The 23,691-nt window shown below is 48.3% G+C and carries 14 protein-coding genes; 13 read left to right on the forward strand and 1 reads right to left on the reverse strand.

The genetic code is table 11. The features are described 5' to 3' along the window. The first annotated feature begins 156 nt into the window (after window positions 1-156). The 10 genes from ACFQNF_RS03855 (at window position 157) to ACFQNF_RS03900 (ending at window position 10,575) form a co-directional block, all read left to right on the forward strand. Window positions 157-1,044 carry an isochorismatase family protein gene (locus ACFQNF_RS03855; protein WP_380186223.1) on the forward strand — a complete coding sequence of 296 codons (888 nt, stop codon included), beginning with the start codon at window positions 157-159 and terminating at the stop codon, window positions 1,042-1,044. A gap of 305 nt (window positions 1,045-1,349) precedes the next feature. Next, a complete protein-coding gene (locus ACFQNF_RS03860; RefSeq protein WP_380186224.1) occupies window positions 1,350-3,971 on the forward strand; it encodes a type VI secretion system Vgr family protein in 2,622 nt (873 codons plus the stop codon). Between the two features lie 18 nt (window positions 3,972-3,989). Beyond that, a complete protein-coding gene (locus ACFQNF_RS03865; protein ID WP_380186226.1) occupies window positions 3,990-6,233 on the forward strand; it encodes a peptidoglycan DD-metalloendopeptidase family protein in 2,244 nt (747 codons plus the stop codon). Next, the gene (locus ACFQNF_RS03870) at window positions 6,234-6,689 is read left to right on the forward strand and encodes an XAC2610-related protein (protein WP_380186227.1); all 456 of its coding nucleotides are present in this window, start codon (window positions 6,234-6,236) and stop codon (window positions 6,687-6,689) included. 57 nt (window positions 6,690-6,746) lie between these two features. After that, window positions 6,747-7,334 carry a hypothetical protein gene (locus ACFQNF_RS03875; RefSeq protein ID WP_380186229.1) on the forward strand — a complete coding sequence of 196 codons (588 nt, stop codon included), beginning with the start codon at window positions 6,747-6,749 and terminating at the stop codon, window positions 7,332-7,334. Window positions 7,335-7,425: 91 nt separating this feature from the next. Next, the gene (locus tag ACFQNF_RS03880; protein WP_380186230.1) at window positions 7,426-7,581 is read left to right on the forward strand and encodes a hypothetical protein; all 156 of its coding nucleotides are present in this window, start codon (window positions 7,426-7,428) and stop codon (window positions 7,579-7,581) included. 281 nt (window positions 7,582-7,862) lie between these two features. Next, on the forward strand, window positions 7,863-8,405 hold the full coding sequence (locus tag ACFQNF_RS03885) for a hypothetical protein (RefSeq protein WP_380186232.1): 543 nt from the start codon (window positions 7,863-7,865) through the stop codon (window positions 8,403-8,405). 43 nt (window positions 8,406-8,448) lie between these two features. After that, window positions 8,449-9,030, forward strand: a complete 582-nt coding sequence (locus tag ACFQNF_RS03890) for a hypothetical protein (RefSeq protein WP_380186234.1) — start codon at window positions 8,449-8,451, stop codon at window positions 9,028-9,030. A 410-nt stretch (window positions 9,031-9,440) separates the two neighbouring features. After that, a complete protein-coding gene (locus ACFQNF_RS03895) occupies window positions 9,441-9,911 on the forward strand; it encodes a hypothetical protein (protein ID WP_380186235.1) in 471 nt (156 codons plus the stop codon). 49 nt (window positions 9,912-9,960) lie between these two features. Then, window positions 9,961-10,575 carry a hypothetical protein gene (locus ACFQNF_RS03900; RefSeq protein WP_380186237.1) on the forward strand — a complete coding sequence of 205 codons (615 nt, stop codon included), beginning with the start codon at window positions 9,961-9,963 and terminating at the stop codon, window positions 10,573-10,575. 424 nt (window positions 10,576-10,999) lie between these two features. On the opposite strand, the gene ACFQNF_RS03905 is transcribed toward ACFQNF_RS03900, so the two are convergent. Continuing rightward, window positions 11,000-13,276, reverse strand: coding sequence for a TonB-dependent receptor (locus ACFQNF_RS03905; protein ID WP_380186239.1), 2,277 nt, complete (start codon window positions 13,274-13,276; stop codon window positions 11,000-11,002). Window positions 13,277-13,566: 290 nt separating this feature from the next. Between ACFQNF_RS03905 and fes the strand changes: the two genes are divergently transcribed. Genes fes through ACFQNF_RS03920 form a run of 3 tightly spaced genes read left to right on the forward strand, consistent with a single transcriptional unit; the run spans window position 13,567 to window position 23,661 of the window. After that, complete coding sequence (gene fes / locus ACFQNF_RS03910; RefSeq protein ID WP_380186240.1) at window positions 13,567-14,871, forward strand: enterochelin esterase; 1,305 nt, start codon at window positions 13,567-13,569, stop codon at window positions 14,869-14,871. 55 nt (window positions 14,872-14,926) lie between these two features. After that, entirely contained in the window at window positions 14,927-15,127 is a 201-nt protein-coding gene (locus ACFQNF_RS03915) for an MbtH family protein (protein ID WP_380186241.1), read from the forward strand. A gap of 56 nt (window positions 15,128-15,183) precedes the next feature. Then, complete coding sequence (locus ACFQNF_RS03920; RefSeq protein WP_380186242.1) at window positions 15,184-23,661, forward strand: amino acid adenylation domain-containing protein; 8,478 nt, start codon at window positions 15,184-15,186, stop codon at window positions 23,659-23,661. Window positions 23,662-23,691: the final 30 nt, after the last annotated feature.

Raw genomic sequence — 23,691 nt, forward strand, 5'->3', positions numbered from 1 at the left:
AAAATCGATGTGCCGAAGGCACTAAAAAGGTCTTTTAGATTTTGGTTGGTGTATATGAAGTAAAAGTCCCCGATTTAGTCGTATTTCATACTACAAAGGCGGGTTTCACCCGCCCTACGCATCATTACTGACCTTTAAACACTGAAAAGAATCTACATGGCTATCCCAAAAATTAGTACTTACCCAATGCCCACCGAGTTTCCTGCTAACCGTGTGAGCTGGCAGCCAGATGCAAAACGCACTGTGCTGTTGATCCACGATATGCAGGATTACTTTGTTGATTTTTACGATAAATCTGCCGCGCCTATTCCTGAATTAATTGGCAATACAAGGCGCATTCTGGATCTGGCGGCCAAGCTAGGTATTCCCGTGGTGTATACCGCGCAAACGCCGGATCAGACCTTAGAAGAGCGTGGGCTATTGCAAGATATGTGGGGAGCGGGCCTCGTGGCTCAGCCAGCACGTAAAGGTATTCTGGCTGAGCTTGCCCCACAGCCTCAGGATACCGTGCTGCCTAAATGGCGCTATAGCGCGTTTCAGCGCTCCAATCTGCTGGAAACCATGCGCAGCCAAGGGCGTGATCAGCTGATTATTTGCGGCGTTTACGCGCATATCGGCTGCATGATGACCGCTTGCGATGCCTTTATGAACGATATCCAAGCCTTCTTTGTGGGCGATGCGCTGGCTGATTTCTCTGCCAAAGAGCACCAAATGGCGCTGGATTACGTGGCGCAGCGCTGCGGCTACACCACCTCCACCGCGGCTTTAATCCAGCAATTACAAGGCGGCAGTCTGCCTGCCTCGATTGACGAGCTGCGCAAAATCATCGCCAGCAGCTTGCAAATGCCTGCATCTGATTTACACGATGATGACAATCTGATCGACTGGGGCCTGGATTCGATTCGGGTAATGAGCTTACAAGAGAGCTGGAGAAGGGCGGGTATAGAGCTAAGCTTCACCCAGCTTGCCGAGCAAGCCACGCTGGCAGCATGGTGGGCATTGCTGAGCTTGCCTTATCCGCATCAAGTTAAGACAAAAACCTAGCAAAAAAGCTGATTTTCATAGGGTGTGCAAGTCGTTTTTCTTGCGCACCGCCACTTGGTGCGCAACGACTGCGTCGTTGTACACCCTATAAAAATCGATTCATTCCATGACAAATACTATTTCAGCAGCCTGCATCGCTCAAAGCCTTACTTAAAAGCAGATCTGGATATAGTAAGCGCTTAGATAAGGTTATTTACTTACTATTTAAGCGTAAAAAATTACAAAAAAAGAATGTAATGGTAATTATTTTGACAATAATTACAAGTGTCAGGTAGGCTGCATATTCACCCTTTGTGGAATAAACCATGCACCCCAACCAGCTGTTTGCCTCTTTCGCCGCGGCATTTAATCAAGATAAACGCTTGATCTCTTTACAGTTAGGCGATGGCGCAGCATGGGGTGAGCAGTTGTTGCCGCAGCGAGTGGAAGGCAATGAGGGGCTTAACCAAGCTTACCGCTATCAAGTCGATTGCTTGTCCCCCGACGGTGCGCTTGAACTTAAATCCTTACTTGGTTTGCCGGTGGTTTTATCGGTGGCTGATGCGAACGGTGGCGAAATTGAGCGCTGTGGTGTCATTTCCCAAGTGAAATTGCTTGGCTCAGACGGTGGCTTTGCTAAATACGCGCTGACGGTAGAACCGCCGTTTGCCTTACTCAGATACCGCCGCACTTCACGCGTATTTCAAAATTTATCTGTGCCAGATATCGTCAAGCAAATCTTGGCCGAGCATCAGGCTAAAAATCCCGTCTTTGCCGCCGTGCAAACGCTGGATTTCAAGCTATCCGGCACGCACGCGCCACGTTCCTACTGTACTCAGTATAGGGAGTCGGATTATGACTTCATCATAAGACTATTGGCGGAAGAAGGGCTTGGGTGGACTTGGATTCATCTGGCAGGAGATAATCCACAGGTCCAATTGCTGATCTTTGACGACGCCTTTGCTATTCCTGAAGCGCAGGAAATGCAGGTGCGATTCCACCGCGCTGATGCGACGGAAGAGAGTGATGCACTCACCCAGTGGCAGAGTCAGCGGCAAGTGGGCAGCAGCTCGGTTTCTTTGGCCAGCTTTGATTACAAAGCCACCAGCACTCAACAAAGCTTTGATGAGAGCCGGATCGATCAAGGCGATGGCGGGCAACAGCTGCAAGCCAGCTTTGAAGATTACGACCCGCAATCGCTGTATTACGCCAGCGATGTGGAAGGCCTCAGCCATTACGCACAATTACGTCAGCAAGCATCAGATGCAAAAAAGAAATCATTCAGCGGCTCTGGCACCTTGCGCAGCTTGCAAGCCGGGCAATGGTTTCGCCTAGAAGACCACCCCGCCCACGAATACGATGCCGCCGAACAACGAGAATTCGCCGTCACCGAGCTAAAATTCACTGCCAATAATAATTTACCCGTGGATTTAACCCAGCAACTGGGCTTGATCGCGCCTAGCCTGTTAGCAGCTGATGCCGCCAAACCTTATCAAGTCAACTTCACCGCCCAAAGACGCGGCCAGCCGATTACGCCTAACTTTGCTCATTCAGAGCATAGCAAGCCCAAAAGCCGAGGCATGCAAACCGCCACCGTGGTTGGCCCTGCCGGTGCTGAAGTCCATACGGATGAGTTAGGCCGCATTAAGGTGCAGTACCACTGGCAGCGTGCCGCCGAGCACCCAGAATTTGGCGCAGATCTTGATGACAAATCCTCCTGCTGGATACGCGTCGCCTATCCATCTGCGGGCGCAGGCTTTGGGCATCAGTTCATCCCGCGCATCGGCCAGGAAGTGCTGGTCGACTTTATTGAAGGCGATATCGACCGCCCCATCATCACTGGCGTGGTTTTCAACGGCAGCCATCAAACACCTGCATTCAGCGGCACAGGCGCATTGCCCGCCAATAAAACGCTATCCGGCATCAAAACCAAAGAGCATGAAGGCGGCCAATACGGCGAGCTATTGTTTGACGACAGCAAGGGCGAAGTTCGCACCAAATTATCCAGCGAGCACGGCAAAACCCAGCTCAACCTTGGCTATTTAATCCACCCAAGAACAGACGGAAAAGGTGAGCCACGCGGCGAAGGCTTTGAGCTGCGCAGCGATAAACAAGGCGCGATTCGCGCCAATGGCCTACTCATCAGCACCGAAGCCAAAAGCGGCGCATCCGGCAAGCAACTCGATCACAGCCCCGCCCAAAGCCAGCTTGAATCGGCCTTTGTGCTCGCCCAAAGCCTAGGCGAAACGGCTACCAATCAACTCGCCGACACCATCGAAACCGGCGAAGGCGATAAAACCGTCAAGCCCGACAACAGCGCAGGCAGCAAAGCCAGCATCGGCCATCTACACCACCATGTGCACGCCAGCAAAAGCTTTGCAGCAGGCAGCAACGCCGACAAAGACGGCAAAACAAAATCCAAAGACCAAGCAGGTCAGCAAAAAATCATCCTGCTGCATGGGGAAGATGGCGTAGCGATCACCAGCCCGCAAAGCCAAACGATCGCCGCAGGCACCAACCTAGATTTAGTCGCGCAAAGAGACACAAACCAAACCTCTGGCCGCCGCTGGATACATAACGTAGGCCAACATATCAGCCTATTTGTGGCAGGGGTAAAAGATAAAGTCGCGTTAAAACTAATCGCAGCCAAAGGCAAAATCCAGCTACAAGCGCAAAGCGACGACGTAGAAATCACCGCCGACAAAAACGTAAAAATCACCGCCTGCAAAGAAAAAGTAGCAATCGCCGCAGGGGATGAGCTGCTGTTTGCCTCTGGCGGCGGCTATATCCGCTTAAAAGGCGGCAATATCGAGATTCATTGCCCAGGGGAAGTGAGCATTAAAGGGGCCAGTCATGAATTGAGCGGGCCTGCGAGCTTAAAACTAGCGCTGCCAAATATGCCTAAAAGCAAATTCACTCCACCTAATTCATTCCCATTTTCTGAATAATAATACTGGCAAACATCTATGATCATTAGTCCTCCTTTACTTAAAACAGCTCAGGGCAATCAATCCGACGAGGATTGGTTGAAAGATCTGATGCCCTTTGAAGCTATAGGTAATTATCCAATAAGCAGCTTGCTGGCTTGGCATGGTGGCCAACATATTAAACACAACGATGCGGGGTCAAGAGGTGAACCTGTACGTGCAATTGCAGATGGTAAAGTGATGTTTGCCCGCAAGCCTTCGCCTTTAACGGGAGAAAATGCAAAGCCTGATCTTGCGATAAATGAGGGTAGTGATGATGGTTGCGTGATTATTAAACACAGCACTGAAATTGGAGAAGGCCCTGATGGGCAAGTGGAGTATTACTCCATCTATATGCATCTGAAACAAGTATTTGTTCAAAAGAATCAACCCGTATATCGTAAAACTGAATTAGGCTCAGTCGGCCAGTGTAATGGCGAAAATGCCATGCATATGGAAATTATTTGTGACGATGCTAATTTAAAAAAATTAGTTGGTCGTGAAGAAGAAGACCTAGATTTAAGTAAAGATGGCCGTATGGATGTTGTTTATGGGGATATGCATTTTTATATTCCTGCGGGAGCTGTATTTTACGCGGCACAACCTAGTGCAAATTCACAAACAGGTACTGGCACTCCGGCCCATACCTCCACGACACCACTATTTATCTCAATGCGCTTTGAAAAAGGCAATTGTAAAATGTCAACGCGGCAAGAAAATACAGAAATTTTGGGTGAATATATCTGCATTGGCAATGAAATAATTGAGACCGATTACGAATACAATTTATATAAAGCTGCGACAACACTAGCCAATCGTAATGAAATTGCGCCGAGTGCTATGTATGAATTACTTCGTTTTGGTCGAGTCATTAATATTGATAATGAAATAGCGATTCCTGCTGGAGCAGCTCCGCATTGGAGAAGAGTTAATTATCCAGACGGGCAAGGCTGGGTGAATTTAAATGCTGCGTTAATTAAAAAATATAGTGACGCAGATTTTCCTCACTGGATGGGGTGGAATTTAATTGCTGATGATGCAACACCAGATAGCCAATGCAATTCGCCAACTCTATTAGCATGGCTAGATAGTGATGGTGATAAGAAATATACCAGCAGAGAGTTAGTGCAAGTTTTGGGGCAGGATAAAATAACAGAGAGACTTTCAAGCTCAATCTGCAAATTCCCTACAGAATGGGAAGTTGCAACACTAAATACAAGATATGAATGGATTAAAACAGAAAGTGATTTATTGGAAACCCCTTTAGATCCAGCCCAGTATGAAAATTTTATAAAGCTAACAACTGCTTTATGCTTTTGGGCAGAGGCGGATTTAGGAATTACAGCTGATCATTGGCACTTTCATCCCAAGAAGTTTATCGAGCACTTTAGAAAGTGCGGGTGGTTAAGTGAGAATGAAATGGTTTATACCTTGCCTAAGTATTTATTTTATACAGAACAAGGACAAACAAGAACAGCAATTACCTCTCCAAACAGTGTATTTTCTTTATCTAAATCAACTGCAGTTACACGAATTTCAAGGCACCGATTATATTTAAATCAATGCATAAGGAAGTACCTTGGAGGAAATAAGCAGCGTATTTCAATCTTTTTAGCACAGGTTATTTTGGAAACAGCACAATGGCGAGATCTAGGAGGGTCACGTCGACTAATGCATGAATGGGGATTCGGTCAATATAACTCAGCCAATCCTGCTACACAGTATTACACAGCTTTTTATGGCAGAGGTATTATGCAATTAACGTGGGCAGGTAACTATAAGCAATATGGGGCGTACAGGATGATCCCACATAACACAAGGGCATATATAGAAAGGCTAACACCAACAGCTCCTCGTATTTCAGCAGCATCTCGTCATTATTCATTTAATCCATCCGATGGAGGCGTGTTGGAACTTTGGCACCCAAAGTATGATCCAGACATCATCGGTGAAAACATGTTTCTTTCTTGTGATTCTGGTGGTTTTTATTGGATATCGAAAGGTTTCTCTGAGGGGATAAACATAAATAGAGTTGCAGATAGAGCATATAGCTGCGCTAATGTTGGATTTATAAATAAATTAGTGAATGGTGGCGGCAATGGTTACTATGAAAGGCAAGCATATACTGCTTATTTGATTAGATATCTTACAGATACTTCTGATCTATTTGGTAATGGTATTGAAGAGATTGCCCCTCCATCTCCAAAAGCCAAAATAAAAGTTAATTTTTCGAAGGTTGAATAAATGAATAAATATTTAATTACTTGTTTGTTTTTATTGATCTCGTCTTTAGTTTTTTCTGCTGAACTTACGAACCCCATTAGCTTTAGTCCTTCGAAGAATGCCTTTGTGGTTGTAAATAAAAAAAATGACACTCTTCTTGTTACTACTACCTTTAATGATACAGAGGTACTGCAAAGCTTTCCTATTGAAAATGAAGCAGCACTTGATTTACAAGTAAAGGATTATAATTTTGATGGATATAAAGATTTTTCTATTTCTTACACTGACTTAGGTATGGGAACCTACAAAATATATAACGTGTATATTTTTGATTATAAAAATAAAAAATTTGAACAGTTAACTCCTAAGTGCGGTGATGAATTTATTAATTTGAAAATAATCTTGAAAAAGAAACAATTATGGAGTACTTACTATTCTAATTTTGAACCAAAAACATGCAAAATGAATTTTAGATAATTAAAGAAAAAAAAGATAAAAAACAGGATCAGGTCTTACATTTGACATGAAGCATAAATGAAAAAATACTCGTATAATAATTTATTAAGATTGGCCATTTTTTTGGTTCCAAGCGCATTCTCTTTTTCAAACTCAAAAATTGAGTTTGCTAGTGAGGGGGTGCAGCTTAATATCCCAACGAATGTTAAATTTATAATTGGCCACGTGAGAAAACTAGATGAAGATAAAGGTAGTTGTTTTGATGTTAAATCTAAAGTTGGTAAGAAATTCATAGGCGAATTCTGTTTTTTTTCTAGAAACAATGACTTATCTTCGGTGGGCATTGTGCCATATGGGAGCATTCCTGATATTGCAAGCAGAGGTGAGAACCCTGCTTCAGGTTTAGTTGTCACTACAGGGGCTTCATATTACCCAATGGAACAATTTGATATTAACTTTCAAGGGGCTTATGCCGCCAAAATTGATTGCGATTTAGATAATGGTTTGATTTACAGAGGGACTTCAACATGTCATGTGGGACTATCAAAGCTAGATAATGGCAATTTCTTATATGGTTTTTTGGTGATGAAACAAGATATTAGTAAAAAGAATGTTTTTTCTGCGAGTGACGTTAAAAAAATATGGAACCTATTTACAAAGATTTGAATTAATAAACTCACGCACAAATCATTAATTCATAGCAATTGTTTATTTGTACTAAATTTTAGTGTGTGTATTTTTTAATATGACAAAGAAAATGAATAAATTTTTAGTTTGTTTTTCATTGTTGACGGCTTCGCTTTTAGCTTTTTCTAATGAGCTTATGAATAGCTTTAGCCCAATGAAGAATGTCTTTGTAGTTGTAAATAAAAAAAATGACACTCCTCTTGTTACTACTAAATTTAATAAATAACTGGGGTCAGAGTAAAGTTAAACCAGCTTCCTTCGGTTCTGAGTAGATAAAACATAGCAGGATTTAAGTTTGCTCTGACCCCAGTTACTTTTGTAGGCTTAGATCATGAGGGAGATTTGAAGCCAATTGATAATGTAGATTCTATAAAATCAATAAAACCACCATTTGAAAAAAGCAATCTTAATAAGGAAAAATCAAACCCGATACCTAAAGATAGGGATCCGTTGCAGAAATTATTTAGTGAAAATGATAAACAAATAAACTGTTAGGAAAAGGACTTCGTGATAACTGTAAAAATAGCATATTTTTTTATTGTTAGTATTTTATTCTGTGTATTGTCGGGCTGTAAAGCATCTAGCCCTGAGCCAAAGCCTCCGCTATCTTTTCCTATTAAAGTTGATAAAGCAGGACAGAAAATAGTTTTTGATTTTTGGGTTAATCCAGATGATAGTTATGAAAAAAATACACTAATGGTTGGGCTGGCCGTTAAAGGAGATGAAAAAAAAATTGATATGAGGCAATTAAAAAATGCAAATTTTATTTTTAAAATAAATGTAAAGCAGCTAAATAAAGCGGGGCCGAATGTCGTTGATGTAAAGTATTTTGATTCTTTTAATTTTGATGAGATGAAAACTAAAACAAACACTAATGGTGTTGCAGTTTATGGTGAGTATTTTTCTAGCCATACATTCTTCTTGGCATCTATTGGTCGTAACGATTCTGGTTTATTTCGTGCAGAAGTAGAAGTTCTTCAAGGCAACTCAGCATTAAATAATTTGAGCTTCGAGTTGTTTGTAGATTATCGTCTTTATGGTGGGAAATAAATTTTTGTTAAGATTGAGCATTTCATAAATAAAGTGAGCCCCAATGATCGGAGTTAATGATTGGAATCGTAAAGTTTTATTTTCAATTTATTATTTAATTTTTAGTGCCTTTCTCTGTGTTCTTAGCGCTTGTAAAGCACCTAACCCCAAGCCAAATCCACCATTAACCAAGCCTATTAAACTTGATAAATCAGGTCAAAAAGTCGTTATTGATTTCTGGTCAACCCCAGATGATAGCCACGAAAAAAATATACTAATGCTTGGAGTCGAGTTTGTTGAGAAAGATACAAATTTTGATCCTGATATTCTTAGGGAAACCGCCCCCATCTTAAAAATCAAAGTAAAACGATTGGATGGTGCCTCAGTTGACGAAGGTGTGCATTTTAAATACTTTAGCATGGACCCTAATGCTCCTTCATTAGATAAAATTAAACTAGCAAATGGCTCTAGTGAAGTGACGGCCTATGGTAATTTCTTTGCTTATAATGATTATTATCTAGCATCAATTGATCGCAAAACCCCTGGCTTTTTTCGTGCAGAAGTGGAAGTTCTTAAAGATAACCCTAAATTCAATAATTTGAATTTCAATTTATTCGTCGCATACCGTCTTTATGGTGGGAAATAAGTGCATGAATAACGCATGGCCTAGCAAGAAGAACGATGTGGAGAAAAGAGGTGAGTTAGGTCTTGTATTTTGCATACAATACAAAGCCTATCCCTACTCCGAGGCAAGCAGGATAAAGGATTTTCAATAGATGTAGCATTGCAAACTGCTCGCGGAACGAATGGTAATGTTTCAATTGAGAATCTAAATGGGTTGGATGGAAGGCTGCAAGCTGCCTATTACCTTAAATACATTTTATTGGAGGATATACCTTTACAGGACTTTGAAGTGATGACGTTTACATGGCGAAAAAGCAGTATAAAGACAGGCCAACGAATTGTTCGTGGGCAAGTCAAACGTATTTTTGAAACTGGAACTCATTCTATTAACATGAACATATTAGCTCGTAGGCCATTATGATAAGAATATCGATGTTTTTAATTTTTTTCCCACTTTTTGCTAATGCTTGCCCATCAGAAGATCAAATGCGGCAGTCAATTTTTGCTGAACTTTTTTTAGATAATGATGTTGTATATTATGTGTGTGTTGAAAATAAAAACTGTGATTTAGAAGAGTTCAAAAGCAAATTGCAGGTTTCACAAGAAAATTTCAATAACTCATCTAAAGGTAGTATTGAAGCCTTACTTGTGGAGCCAATCAATAAATATAAACAATACTTCTCAGCCGTCTATTTTAAAGATAAGTGCACATATCGTCTGGTTTTTTATCCAGATGTCACTTTGAGCGGAATTTCAATCCTAAAAAGATCTTACAATGATGTCCGTTTAATAAGAACAGTTGAAATCGAATCAAGTGTTAAATGGCAAGAGTTTGAGTATGGATACAGTAAAAAATCAAAAAACTTTATTTTACTAAAAAAACGACTTAAAAATGTTGAATAGTTAGTATAATCCATCCCAAAAATGTCTATCTTATGTTAGATGTAAAATTATGAAAAATTTTTATTATATTTTTTTATTTCTGTTTGCTTTTAGTGCAAAAGAGGCATTTTCTAGTGAAATAATAAAAATAAATTATTGCGACATTGTTTGGTTGTCAGTTGTTAGTCCTATTGATTCAAATACAATAAGAAGAAATTCAAGCAACCTTCAAAGAGTTAATATGCCCGCATGGGGTAGGGAAGCAGATCTAAGCCCCGCCAAACTAAAAACAAAACTTACTGCATGCGATAGGGTTATTCCAATAAATAGGACTGATAACAGGAAAAAATCTGAAGCATTTGTTGACCTTAAAAGCTCTATTCCTGAATTGATTTTAAAGAAAATAAATGACAATAGCCTAACACCATCAGACCTGGTTGATGATGTAGTACCCGCCGAAGGTCTTAATGTCGAGTTCAAAAAAAACGAGAAAGGAATTTTTTATACAGTTGACAAGAAAATCTCTGATTCTGTAAATAATAAAGAATTTTCATTTTATTCTTCGTCAGGAAATCCACCTTATATTCGTTACTCTGTAGATTACAATCCAAAAAACAATACAGATCTTGCTTTTATAACAGCAGTTAATCTATTATTTTCTACAATGGAGACAAAATGGGATTGAGTGTAAATAACTGGGGTCAGAGCAAACTTAAAAAGTATGTGAGAGCTGCCCCCGTTTTTTGCTAGAGTAATAATTGAAGATTTCACTGACCCATTTTTATTGAGACGAAGCAAATGGATTTAACTTTGCTCTGACCCCGGTTATTTGCGCTGGCAGCATGGTGGGCATTGTTGAGCTTGCCTTATACGCATCAAGTTAAGACAAAAACCTAGCAAAAAAGCTGATTTTCATAGGGTGTGCAAGTCGTTTTTCTTGCGCACCGCCCCTTGGTGCGCAACGACTGCGTCGTTGTACACCCTATAAAAACCGATTCATCCGATGACAAATACTTAACTTGATACCTATCGGGTGTTGCTTCCAGATAGTGTTTATGTATTGCCTTATAAAAAAACGTCCACCTGTTTGCAGGTGGACGTTTTTTTTATCAGAAGCGGTAATCAACCGTGACGCCTACCGTGCGTGGTGCACCGGCGTCTGCTTCGTTATTGCGGCTTCCTTTGCGATAGATAACATCGCTATTGAAGAGGTTTTTAATATAGGCGCGTACTGCGTAATTGCCTTTGTCGTAGCCAACCTGCAAATTAGCTAGCGTGTAATCGCCTGCTTTCAGGGTTTCTGAGTTGTTTAGGTCAGAATAATATTCACCTGTATGGCTGATATCGCCATTGACGAAGAAGCCTGCGTCAAATTGTTGCTTAAAGCCGAAGCTGGCAGACACAGGGGCTGCGTAGCCAAAGCGGTTTCCTTCAACCGAAGTGCTGCGGGTATTGCTTTCGGTGATTTTGGTGCTCAATAAGCCTAAAGATGCAAAGAGCTTGAGCGAGGAATTAACGCTGGCGTCAGCGCTGACTTCTACACCATAGCTTTCTGCCTTAGGGATATTGGTAAAGTAGTTATTGAGTAAAGCTTGGTAGTCTTTATAGCGGTTGTAAAACAGATTGGCGTTTAAGGCCAAGCGTTTATCAAGGAAGCTGGAACGGCTGCTCAGCTCGATTGTGCTGACTTCTTCTTTGCCGTATTCATAAAACTTGTTGTCATCATAGTTAATGCTGCCCGCGCCCGGTGTATAGCCTTCACGGTAAGTTAGGCCGAATGATGTTTCGGGGGTGGCTTTGTAAATCACACCGATTTTAGGCAGAAACATGGTTTCGGTGATGTCGGTTTTGATCAGTGCTTCATTGGGGGTGCTAGGCCATCCTAAAACATTACGTTTCTGGCTTTCACGCTCGATACGCCCGCCTATGTTTAGATCAAAACTGCTGTTCAGAGCGATGGTGGATTCACCAAAAAAAGCGAGGGTATCGACTTTATCGGTGCCAAAAAAGCCGGCGCTATAAGGGCTGGCGCTCAAATCCTGATGGCGGTCGTAGTAGTACAGCCCTGCCAGTGCCGTTACGCTGCCGCCTTGTGGGTCGTAAACTAGGCGAGATTCCAGCGTATTGCTGTTTTCATCCATTTGCAGCTGGAAGCGATCAGCGCCGGTTTCTTTAAATGAGGCGCGGTATTTACCACGGCTATAGAGCAGATGGCTGTTTAATGCCTCAGAAATTTTGTACTCAAGGTCTATATTGGCCGTGGTTTTGGATGAATCTTGCGTGCGGGTGTTTACTCTGGAATTCAGCTTGGAATAAGTGCGGTCTGAATGGTTGGCGCTATTAATCCGGTTTAAGAATTCGCCTTCCTGATCCCGTTGGGAAACGGTGAGCTTGGCCGAGAAATCAGGCATATTGCTTGGTGTCCAAAGCAATTTGGCGCGGATATTCTGGCGTTTGAAATCTGATGGGTCCCAAGGCCAATCACCAGGGTATTCTACAAAACCTTTACCTTTAATGCCTTCGGCAGCAAGGCGGAATGCCAATTCATCTTGCACGATAGGGCCGGAAATCATGGCTGCACCTAGCGTTCTGCCTGCTTCGTTCTCATAGCCAGCGCGCACTGCGCCTTCCCAGCTTGAGGTAGGATTTTTAGTATTCACCACCACGGCACCGCCAATGGTGTTGCGGCCTTGGGTGGTTGATTGGGGCCCGCGCAAAATCTCTACCTGCTCTACATCCCACATGCCGAAGTCTACATATTGCTGGCCGGACCACGTTTCAGGAGCGCCATCCACACTGGTGCTGACACGCGGGCGTGCGCCAGAGATAAAGCTGAATATGCCTGTTGCCGGGCCTGTGCCTTCAACACCACGGATATTAATACCGCCTGCGCCATTGATATTGACGTTGGGCGCGCGATTGCCTACTTCATAAATCGAAGTGACATGGCCCTTATCCAGATCAGCGCCATTTAATACGGTGATGGCGGTGGTGGTTTCTTGCATGGAGCGGTTGATTTTCTCACCTGTCACAGTGACAGGCGCTAAGTAGGCGGTGTTGGCAATGAGCTGATAGCCCTCACCGTTGGCTACGGCTTGCAAGCCGGTATCGGCCAGAATGGCATTTAGCCCCTGCTGCCCAGAATAGCGGCCATTCAGCGCAGGCCTTGTCCAGCCCTTGACTAAGCTTTCATCGATATTGAGCTTGATACCCGATTGCTGCGAAAACTGCTTAAGCTGAGCAGATAAAGAGCCCGCAGGCAGCTGATAAGCCTGCTCTGCCGAGGGTGCCGCATAGGCCATGCTGCTCAGCGTGGCTCCGCCTAAGCACGCAAGTGCCAGCCTAGTTGCTAACAGTAATGAGTAATGCCGGGTTGGGTATTTCATTTGTGTTTCCGTTAGAGGTGATGTGAGCGCTTACAGGCGTAATCATTCATAGCCGTGGGCTGGGTATGGCTTGCGGGCGAGGCATTTTATTGCACACCAAGATGAAGCAATCTGACTTAATTATTTCTCTTCCTTACAAGCGCCCCTTAGATCATTTGGCGATTCTTTTCTAGAAAATTGTAATTTTTTGATGATATGTAATAAATTGCAGCGATGAAATGATAATACTTCTCATTACAATGTGCAATAATGCCCTTATGAAAAAGGCCGCAAAAAGGATGAAAAGGGTGATGTTGTGCAACTTAAATTCAGAAGCAAGCCAGGCCATGAATCTGCTGAAAGCAAGTAATGCGGGCAGCGAAAGCTGGTGGCAGCAGATTGCAGAGCAGGGCACGCCACTTATTGAGGAATGCCTTAATCATCAGGTGTGGATTACCTTTTTATGGCGTGATCCGGCAGGCGATGAATCGAGCTCAACGCTGGCCAGAGTTTATATCGACGTTAATTCGGTCACCGATCACCACCGTGCAGATCCGCAATCACTAGTCAGAATGGCAGGCAGCGATATTTGGTGTTGGCAGGTGCAGCTGCCCGCAGACTGGCGGGGCAGCTATAGCCTGATGCCCGTGGCGGCATCTCAGCTACCTGTGTTTTCAGAGCTGGCCCCCGCCGAGCAAGCCAGCCGCCAGCGCAGCTGGTGGCGCTCAATGGCTGAAGCCGCGCAGGCAGATCCTTTGAATTTGCAATCTCCCCGTGCTGGCGCATGGCGCTCTGCAATGTCGGCGCTGCATTTACCCGAAGCACCGCCACAGGCGGCTTGGCGGCATGCTGACCAGCGTGGCGAGGACGATAAGGCAGGGCTTTGCGAGCTGGATTGGCATAGCGCCATCTTGGCCAATCGGCGCAAGGTTTGGGTTTACCAGACAGGCGAGGCACAGAGCGAGCGCGCTTTGGTGCTGCTGCTCGATGGTCAGCACTGGGCTAAGCGTATGCCTGTTTATGCTGCGATTGATCGGGCCACCGAGCAGGGGCAGCTGCCCGCTGCCGTGTATGTGCTGATTGATGTCATTGATGGCGAGCAACGCGGCCGCGAGCTGCCCTGCAATGCCTCGTTTTGGCTGGCGGTGCAGAGCGAGCTCTTACCCCTGATTCAGGATATTGCGCCGTGTAGCAATGACCCAGAGCGCACGGTGCTTGCCGGGCAAAGCTATGGCGGGCTGTCGGCCATGTATGCGGCCTTGTACTGGCCTGAGCGCTTTGGATGCGTGCTAAGCCAGTCAGGCTCTTTCTGGTGGCCTTACAACGATATTCTAAAAATGCCGCCTAATCAGCCAGCTAGCCGCAAGCCTGGGAGCACAGGCCAGCTTGCCGAGCAGTTGCCGGGCTTGGCACCGGCTGCGCGTGCATTAAAGGTTTTTCAGGAAGTAGGCAGCCGTGAAGACGTGATGATTGATGTCAATGAAACCATGCGCGATGCCTTATTGCAGGCAGGCCATCAGGTGAATTACCGCCTGTTTGAAGGCGGGCACGATTGGCTGTGCTGGCGGGGCGGCTTGCTCGACGGGCTGAGCGAGCTATTGGCACCGTGCAATTAAATACCGTACTGAAGTCAGCCCATTTTTAAACCGGTTTTAAGCGGAGATTCAAAGCATGAGCAATGAGCAAGTCAATCCTTTTGATGATGAAAGCCAGGATTTTCTGGTATTGAAAAACGCCTTGGGGCAATACAGCCTGTGGCCTGATTTTGCTGCGGTGCCAGCAGGCTGGAATACGGTATTGGGGCCAGAGAGCCATGCCGGTTGCCTTGAATATATTGAATTGAATTGGCTTGATATTCGCGTTACCCAGTAAGCGTATTGATTTTTAGTCTGCAAGCAGCGGATCTACTTTTAAAGGGAATAGGCATCTTGTTTAGTACTGTTACGCAGAACTCCTCGGCAGAGAGCGAGCTGGAATTGCCCATCGTTGGATCACAATTGGGCATTTGGCTGGCTGATCAGATATCTCCGCTAAAAAATGGCTATACCGTTGCGCATTATTCAGAGCTGCAAGGCCGGCTAGACGTGGCTTGCCTGCAACGTGCTATCCGGCTTGGCCTGAGCGAAGCAGATACGCTGCATGCGCGTTTTCAGGACGGTGATTCCGGCCCTGTGCAATATTTGCCGCTGGTTGTAGATGCAGATTGCTTGCCTGATGCCGAATACTTAGATTTAAGTGATCAAAACGATGCGCCTGCTGCTGCGCTGGCGCTGATGCGTGCCGATCTTGATCAGGCCCAGCCTGCTGATTCGGGGCAGGCGCTTTACCGGCATATTATTTTTAAATTAGGGGCTGCGGGCAATGAGCGCTGGTTCTGGTATCAGCGCTATCACCATGTGTGCGTTGATGGCTATAGCTTTAGTGCGCTAACACGGCGGATTGCTGCGCTTTATACCGATCTGCAACAAGGCCACGCCCTTAGTGCAACGCCCTTTGTATCTTTTGTCCGTGTGGTGGATGAATATCAGGCCTATCAGCAGTCCGCGCTTTACCAGCGTGATCGCCAGTTTTGGCAGGAATATAGCGCCGATTTAGCGCTGCCGGTTTCTTTGACTGCCCATCATGCTGGCCAGTCTTTTGCCAATGTGAATGCCTTAAAGCAAAGCTTTCAGCTGCAAAGAAGGGCGGGCTTGCCGGGCGATGTGAGCGAGCCAGAATTACTGATGGCGGGTATTTTTGCTTATTTATCCCGAATGACCGGCTCAGCAAGGCCGGTTTTAGGGATGCCCTTTATGCGCCGCATGGGTTCCGCCGCGCTAAATGCCATTGGCCCTGTGGTGAATGTATTGCCCTTGCAGCTTAGAGTGGATACTCAGCTAAGCCTGTGTGAGCTAGCCAAACGCTTGGCTTTAGAGCTGCAGCGGGTACGCAGGCACCAGCGTTATGACGCTGAGCAGGTGCAGCGGGATATGGGAACCGGCCGCCGCCCCTTGTACGGGCCAAGTATTAATTTGAAGATTTACGAGCAAAGCCTGCAATTAGGCGGCGTGCAAGCCACTACACATATCTTGGCCGCAGGTCCGATTGATGATCTGGAGTTTGGTATTGCGCTGGAAGAACACCGGCTGGTGCTGAGCCTGACGGCTAATCCGGATCGCTATCAGCCTGCAGAGCTTGCTTTGCATATTGAGCGTTTAAGCGCTTTTTTAAATGCCCTGATGGCTAGCCCACACGCACCCATTCATACGCTGGCCTTAATGGCCCCTGCTGAAATAGCAAGGCTGGATAACTGGTCAGCCGGGCCTGTGATTGCGCTGCCTGAAATAAACACCGTTGTTGATTTGTTTCAGCAGCAGGCAGTGCGCTCTGCCGAGTATAAGGCGCTGGTTTTTGGGGCGGAAACGCTGGATTTTAGCGCGCTAAGCGCAAGAGTAGCCCGCCTTGCCCGCCTGCTGATGCAGCAAGGGATAGGCCGGGGCGATATTGTCGCCATTGCCTTGCCCCGCAGTGTGGATTCGGTGGTGTCTGTGCTGGCGGTATTGTCGGCAGGTGCGGCTTATTTGCCGCTGGATCTGGATTACCCGAAAGACCGTTTGGCCATGCTGTGCGACGATGCACAGCCCGCCCTACTGCTGGCTTTAAGCGATTGCGATCTGCCTTTTCAGGCACAGGCTTTATATCTTGATTCGCCGGATTGCATGGCGCAATTGTCTGCTTTATCCGCACTGCCGGTTAGTGATAGCGAAAGGGCTGCTCCTTTAAATAAAAGGGATCTTGCCTACATTATTTATACCTCCGGATCGACTGGTAAGCCTAAGGGGGTGATGGTTAGCCACGGCAGTTTGGTTAATTTACTGATCTCCCATCAGCATGGCTTTATTGCGGACATGATGCAGCGCCTTGGTGGGCGCAGAGTGCGTGCGGCGCATAGCACCTCGTTCTCTTTTGATGCTTCTTGGGAGCCGCTGTTCTTTTTACTTTTGGGTCATGAGCTACATCTTTGCGATGAAGAATTGCGGCGTGATGCTCAGGCTTTGCTCGAGCTTATTCAAGCGCAGCAAATCGATATGCTGGATGTGCCGCCACCGGTATTACAACAGCTACTCGCTTGCGGTCTGGCCGCGGCCAACCATGTGCCTGATCTGATTCTGATTGGTGGCGAGGCCGTGTCTCCGGCGCTGTGGAATGAGCTGCGCCAGCATCCCCACCTGCATGTTTATAATTTTTATGGCCCCACTGAATATACCATCGACGCCTTAGGCGCTTGCGTGTCGCAGGCAGAGCAGCCGGTCATCGGCCTGCCTGTGGCCAATACTCAGGCTTATGTGCTGAACCATGCCTTGCAAAAAGTGGCACAAGGCGTGGTGGGTGATTTATATCTGGCCGGTGAAGGAATGGCGCTTGGCTATTTGCGCCGCCCCGGCCAAACGGCCAGCCGTTTTGTGGCGAATCCTTTTGCAGAAGGAGTGATGTACCGAACGGGCGATTTAGTCCGCTGGCGCACCGATGGGCTGCTGGAGTTTATCGGGCGTGCCGATTTTCAGATCAAGGTGCGGGGCTTTCGGATTGAGCTGGGCGAAGTAGAACACGCCCTGCTTAAGCTGGCAGGTGTGAAGGGCGCTGTAGTGATTGCAGAGCCGCTGGCCACTAGCCACCGCCTGATTGCCTATTGCACGGTAGAGCACGATGCGCCGGGCTTAAGTCTTGATTTACTCGCCAGACTGGCCGAGCAGCTGCCTGATTATATGATCCCGGCAGCGTTGATGATCCTGCCAGACTGGCCGCTGAATGTGAACGGCAAGATCGACAAGCAGGCGCTGCCTAAGCCCGCTCAGGAAAGCCAGAGCCGCCCGGCTGCGAACGAGGCCGAGCGCTTGCTCTGCAATGGGGTAGCCAAGGTACTGGGGCTGGAGATCCTTGGCCCGGATGATGATTTCTTTCATTTGGGTGGGGATAGTATTTCGGCGATGGTGCTGGGCTCAGAGCTAAGACGCGCAGGCTTTTTACTTAGGCCGCGAGATGTGTTTTCTCAACGCACTCCCGCCAGAATGGCCACCATATTAGAGAGGCTGGATAACGCGCCCACAGCAGGCAGTGAGGCAACAGGGCGCTTGGGGCGCTTGCCTATCGTCAGCTGGTTTGCCGAGCATTACGGCTTAGAGCGCCGCTTTGCACAGGGCGTGCTCTTGCGTATTCCTAAGGAGATTCAGCTTGCCCATTTGCAGACTGCATTGCACGCCGTACAACGCAGCCACCCCGTTTTACGCGCCAAAACGGATGAGCAAGGCTTGCTGCTCACGGCCCTTGCGGCCACTTTGGATACAACGCAGCCAGAGCAGCAGCAATTACTGCCGCAAGATGATTTCTCTGCCGTGATGGATGCCCGGTTTGAAGCGGCCTGCACCCGCTTAAAGCCCTCAGCCGGAAAGATGATGCAGGCAGTGCATTTTGTTGGGGAAGACGATAGTTACCTGATGTTGGTACTGCATCATTTGCTGATTGATGGCGTGTCGTGGCGAATTCTGCTGGCCGATTTGCAAGAGGCCAGTGAGGCCGCGCTGAATAATACGGCGGCTCTGCTGCTGCGTGAATCGTGCACGGTGCAGGATTGGGCACAGCGGCTGGCCGGGCAAATTCCTGCCCGCCGCTCCGAGCTTGCACTGTGGCAAGCGGCGCTGGCCGAGCCTGGCCGGGTATTAGAGCCTGTGCGGGATACCTATGGCTCGGCAAGCCAGTGCCGTACTTTGCTGGATGCCGGTTTAAGCGTAGCGCTCTTATTTGATTTGCCCGCTGCTTATCAGGCGCAGATTGAAGAGGTGATGCTGCTTGGGGTGTCGTTAGCGTATAGCGAGGTATTTGCCAGCCCGCGCGTCAGCGTTTCGCTTGAATCTCATGGCCGCCAGCTTGATGACGAGCATGCAGATTTAAGCCGCACCATAGGCTGGCTAACGAGCGAATATCCGCTGGCAATCGAGCTAAAAGGCTTGGATCTGGCGGGTGTGTGCGCCGGAACCCACGCCGCTGTGGAAGCGGTGAAGGCCATTAAGCGCAGCACCCGTGCTATTGCTGATAAAGGCTTGGGCTACGGTATTTTGCGTTATCTGGATGATGAAAACGGCCCTGCCTTGGCAAAGCTGGAAGCGGCGCATCGGCCACAGTTCTTATTTAATTATCTGGGGCGCTTTACGGGTGGGGCAGAGTTTTGGGCTCCGCAAAGCACCGCAGGGTATTTTGCCGATGCTTTTGCGGTGAATACCGATCCAACCATGCCTTTGCTATATGGCTTAGAAGTTAATTTATTTGTAGAAGAAAGCAGCAGCGGCCCGCAACTGGCCCTGAACTGGACATGGGCTACGGCGTTGTTTAGCGAGGCTGAAATAGCGGCCCTGCACCAGCGATTTACCGCCTATGTGGCAGGCTTGAAGCACTTTGCTCTGGCCCAGCCTTTACTGGCGGTTGATACGCTGGTGGGTGTGGAAACGCCGGTGAGCGATTCGGCGTTGCGTGTTTTAAGCCAGCGCTACGGGCCCCTAGCCGCTGTTTTACCCGCTCTGCCTTTGCAAGAAGGCCTGCTGTTTCATGCCCAGCTGGGCGATGCAAGCAGCAAATACAACTCGATTACCCGCATTGAGCTGCTAGGCGCGCTGGATATTGAAAGATTGCGTGATGCACTGGAAGCGGTGCTTGTTCGCCATCCGCAGCTGGCGGCGATGTTTGATAATGAATCGGGCAATCAAGCCATGCAGCTCTTGCCTCTAGTTAGCGGCAGCAAGCGCCGCTGGCCTTGGGCGCAGCAAGATCTTAGCCATCTAAACGCGGCAGAGCAGCAGGCTGAGCTGGCACGACTAGAGCATCAGGAAATTAATCGTGATTTTGTGATTGGCGAGGCAGATCTTCTGCTCAATGCCTTGCTGGTTCGGCAAGGCCATCATCAGCACACGCTTTGCTTAACGGCACATCATCTGGTTGTAGACGGCTGGTCTACGCCGATTATGCTGGGTGATCTGCTCCGCGCTTACGGCGAAGGCACTTTAGCTGCCACCCGCGTCGATTACCCGACGGTGGTTAAGCAGCTGGCAGCTCGTCCGCTGGCGGCAACAAGGGAGATCTGGTCAGATGTGCTGGCCGGGGTAAAACCGACGCTTTTATTTGGCAACAACCCTGAGCCTAGCAAGGTGAATACCCTGGAGCTGGTGGTGCCAAAGGCGCTGGAGCAGGCCTTAACTGCGCAGGCGCGTCAGCAGGGTTTAACGCTCAATACCATGATGCAAGGAATGTGGGCCGCGCTGCTCTCAATCATGAGCGGGCGTAATGATGTGGTTTTTGGCTCGCCCGTATCGGGGCGCTTTAGCCCGGTAAAAGGCATTGATGAGCATATTGGCTTATTTAGTAATACGCTGCCCGTGCGCGTCCGGCTTAATCCGCATCAGCCTTTGCTCGCCCAATTAGCCGCCGTGCAGGCTCAGCAGATTCAGTTGCTGGAGCATGATGGTTTGGGCTTGGGTGAAATTCAGCGGCTGGCAGGAGCGCCCACCTTATTTGATACCCTGCTGGTGGTTGAAAACTACCCCGAGCAAGATGAATTGCTTGCACGGGATTACCGCGGGCTGCGGGTGGGGGCGCTGCGTAACCGAGGCTATACCCATTATCCTTTAACCGTTCTGGTGCTGCCGGGCCAGCAATTACGCCTAGTGATTGAATATCGGGATGTGGTGCAGGACGCGGCTCAGTTGCCGGAGCGAATTTTAATGCTGCTGAACCATCTGGCGGATGAGGCTGATCTGCCATGGTCTGCTTTTAAACCGCAGATTCAGGCCGAGCAGGCATTGATTCAATCCCTGAATGCAACGGATACCCCGCTGCCCGCGAATACCCTGTGCGATTTACTACAGGCGCAGGCAGAGCGAACGCCGGATGCCGTGGCTTTACAGGATGTGGAAAGATCGCTCAGCTATCGGCAAATGCGGCTGGAGGTGGCGCAGCTTGCCGGGCACTTGCAAGCCGCAGGCGTGCGGGCGGGCGATATTGTGGCGGTGGCCCTGCCTCGCTCTGCCCATCTTAGCCTTGCTTTAATGGCAGCACTGCAAGTGGGAGCCGCCTATCTGCCCCTTGATGTGGGCTACCCTGATGAGCGCCTGAGCTATATGGTGGCAGACGCCAAGCCGCGTTTAATCATCAGCGATAGCACACTGGCAGCCCGCTTTGCTGCAATGGGGCCTTTGCTGCTGGCAGATCGTCTGCCTGAGCAAGCGCCGCAGCATGATGCGGTAGCACTGACGCCAGACCATGCTGCCTATCTTTTATATACATCGGGATCGACTGGTCGCCCCAAAGGTGTGCTGGTTTCGCACCGTGCCATTGTGAATCGGCTGGTATGGATGCAGCATGAATACGCTTTGCAGGCCGACGATGTGGTGCTGCAAAAAACCCCTTGCAGCTTTGATGTTTCAGTGTGGGAATTCTTCTGGCCCTTAATGTACGGTGCCAAACTCTTTATGGCGCCGTCTGAAGCACATAAAGACCCGGAAGAATTACTGCTGCTGATTGCTGAGCAGCAGATTACAACACTGCATTTTGTGCCGTCGATGCTGGCTGCTTTTATTGCTCAGCCCAATGCCTTATCGCCAGATTGTGCCAGCCTGAGACGCGTATTTTGCAGTGGTGAAGCGCTGCCCCGCGAGCTGGCTGATCGCTACGCCGCGCTGATTGCCGCGCCCTTGCATAATCTTTACGGGCCGACCGAGGCAGCAGTGGATGTGACATACAAGCCTGCGCAGGATAAAGACGCGGGCACAGAGCGCGCAAGCAGCGTGCCCATTGGCCGCCCCGTGTGGAATACCCAGTTGCGCGTGCTGGATGCCTATTTGCGCGAGGTGCCGCTGGGTGTAGCAGGCGATTTATATCTGACAGGTGTGCAGCTGGCAGATGGCTATCTTGGGCGGCCAAGCCTCACGGCAGGGCGCTTTGTGGCAGATCCTTTTGCGGTTGGGGAACGGATGTATCGCACGGGTGATGTGGTGAGATACTTGCCAACGGGCGATGTTGAATACCTTGGCCGCAGCGATGATCAGCTAAAGATTCGTGGCCAGCGTATCGAGCTGGGCGAAATCGAGGCGGCACTCTTGCAGCAGCCGGGCATTGCCCGTGCCGTGGTACATGCTCGTTTACTAGGCGTGCAGACGGCAGCAACAGGCGCGGATGCACGCCAGTTGCTGGCCTATGCGATTGCCGAAGATAGCCAGTCACCGCCTGATTCTCTGGCCGTGCTTGCGGCGCTGGCACAAGTGCTTCCCGCCTATATGGTGCCGGTGGCGCTGATTTATCTGAGCGAGTTTCCTTTAAGCGCTAATGGCAAGCTGGATCGCAAAGCCTTGCCCGAGCCTGCTTTACTGGCGAATTCTGCCCGCCGCGCGCCCCGTGCCGGTCTGGAAAGCCAGATTGCGAATGTCTTTGCACAAATACTCGGGCAATCTGCCATTTCTGCCGACGATGATTTCTTTATGCTGGGCGGGCATTCCTTGATGGCGATGCGTTTAGCGGCCGCTTTGCGAAGTGAATTGAAGCGGCCAGTGTCGGTTGGGCAAATTATGGTGGCATCCAGCGTGCAAAAGCTGGCAGCGCTGCTGAGCGATGAGCAGCAGGCGAATGACCCAAATAACGCAGGCTTTGGCGAAGTGCTTTATTTGCGGGCAGGCCTTGGCAAGCCTCTTTTTTTTATCCACCCTGCTTCTGGCTTTGCATGGCAATACAGCGGCTTTGCCAGCCAGCTATCCAGCCAATGGCCTTTAATTGGCTTGCAGTCGCCAAGGCCGGACGGCGTGATTGCCACATGCGCCGATATGGATGAGGTGTGCGAGCGGCATCTGGCTAATTTACTGCGTATTCAGCCGCAAGGCCCGTATCACTTACTGGGCTACTCTTTTGGCGGCGCGGTGGCGCATGGGCTGGCTGCAAGGTTGCAGGCGATGGGCGAACAAGTTGCTTTCCTAGGGCTATTCGATATGTATCCTCCTGAAGAGCAGGATTGGACCGCGCCTTCAGAAGAGGTTGCCAATACCGAGCTGGACAGGGAGCGCGAGCAATTTATGCTGGCGGCAGAAGAGGGCGCAGATGAATTTATGCTGCGTGAAAAAACCGAAATGTTTGAGCAGATTGTGGCCAACTACGCTGATGCCGTGCGCCTGTTATCCAAGGCACGCTCCCCCCGTTACGAGGGTAAAGCACAGCTGTTTGTAGCCAGCCGCACCTTGCCAGCAGATTGGGATATTCAGGCCAGCTGGGCTGCCTATGTGGCAGAGCTGGAAGTCCACTATCTGGATTGCGCCCACGAGGATATCGTCTCGCCCGAATCCTTAACGGTGCTCGGGCCTTTGCTCGATCAGATCCTGACTAAAACGCTGAGCTGATAAAAAATACCCCGCTGATCGCTGATCGCT

Origin of the sequence: Iodobacter arcticus, assembly GCF_042664895.1 — a bacterium.
Classification (GTDB): Bacteria; Pseudomonadota; Gammaproteobacteria; order Burkholderiales; family Chitinibacteraceae; genus Iodobacter; species Iodobacter arcticus.

What these genes read in the sequence shown, in the direction of transcription:
- ACFQNF_RS03855 (WP_380186223.1), top strand. Translation starts at nt 157, where the DNA reads ATGGCTATCCCAAAAATTAGTACTTACCCAATGCCCACCGAGTTTCCT.
- ACFQNF_RS03860 (WP_380186224.1), top strand. Translation starts at nt 1,350, where the DNA reads ATGCACCCCAACCAGCTGTTTGCCTCTTTCGCCGCGGCATTTAATCAA.
- ACFQNF_RS03865 (WP_380186226.1), top strand. Translation starts at nt 3,990, where the DNA reads ATGATCATTAGTCCTCCTTTACTTAAAACAGCTCAGGGCAATCAATCC.
- ACFQNF_RS03870 (WP_380186227.1), top strand. Translation starts at nt 6,234, where the DNA reads ATGAATAAATATTTAATTACTTGTTTGTTTTTATTGATCTCGTCTTTA.
- ACFQNF_RS03875 (WP_380186229.1), top strand. Translation starts at nt 6,747, where the DNA reads ATGAAAAAATACTCGTATAATAATTTATTAAGATTGGCCATTTTTTTG.
- ACFQNF_RS03880 (WP_380186230.1), top strand. Translation starts at nt 7,426, where the DNA reads ATGAATAAATTTTTAGTTTGTTTTTCATTGTTGACGGCTTCGCTTTTA.
- ACFQNF_RS03890 (WP_380186234.1), top strand. Translation starts at nt 8,449, where the DNA reads ATGATCGGAGTTAATGATTGGAATCGTAAAGTTTTATTTTCAATTTAT.
- ACFQNF_RS03895 (WP_380186235.1), top strand. Translation starts at nt 9,441, where the DNA reads ATGTTTTTAATTTTTTTCCCACTTTTTGCTAATGCTTGCCCATCAGAA.
- ACFQNF_RS03900 (WP_380186237.1), top strand. Translation starts at nt 9,961, where the DNA reads ATGAAAAATTTTTATTATATTTTTTTATTTCTGTTTGCTTTTAGTGCA.
- ACFQNF_RS03905 (WP_380186239.1), bottom strand. Translation starts at nt 13,276, where the DNA reads ATGAAATACCCAACCCGGCATTACTCATTACTGTTAGCAACTAGGCTG.
- fes (WP_380186240.1), top strand. Translation starts at nt 13,567, where the DNA reads ATGTTGTGCAACTTAAATTCAGAAGCAAGCCAGGCCATGAATCTGCTG.
- ACFQNF_RS03915 (WP_380186241.1), top strand. Translation starts at nt 14,927, where the DNA reads ATGAGCAATGAGCAAGTCAATCCTTTTGATGATGAAAGCCAGGATTTT.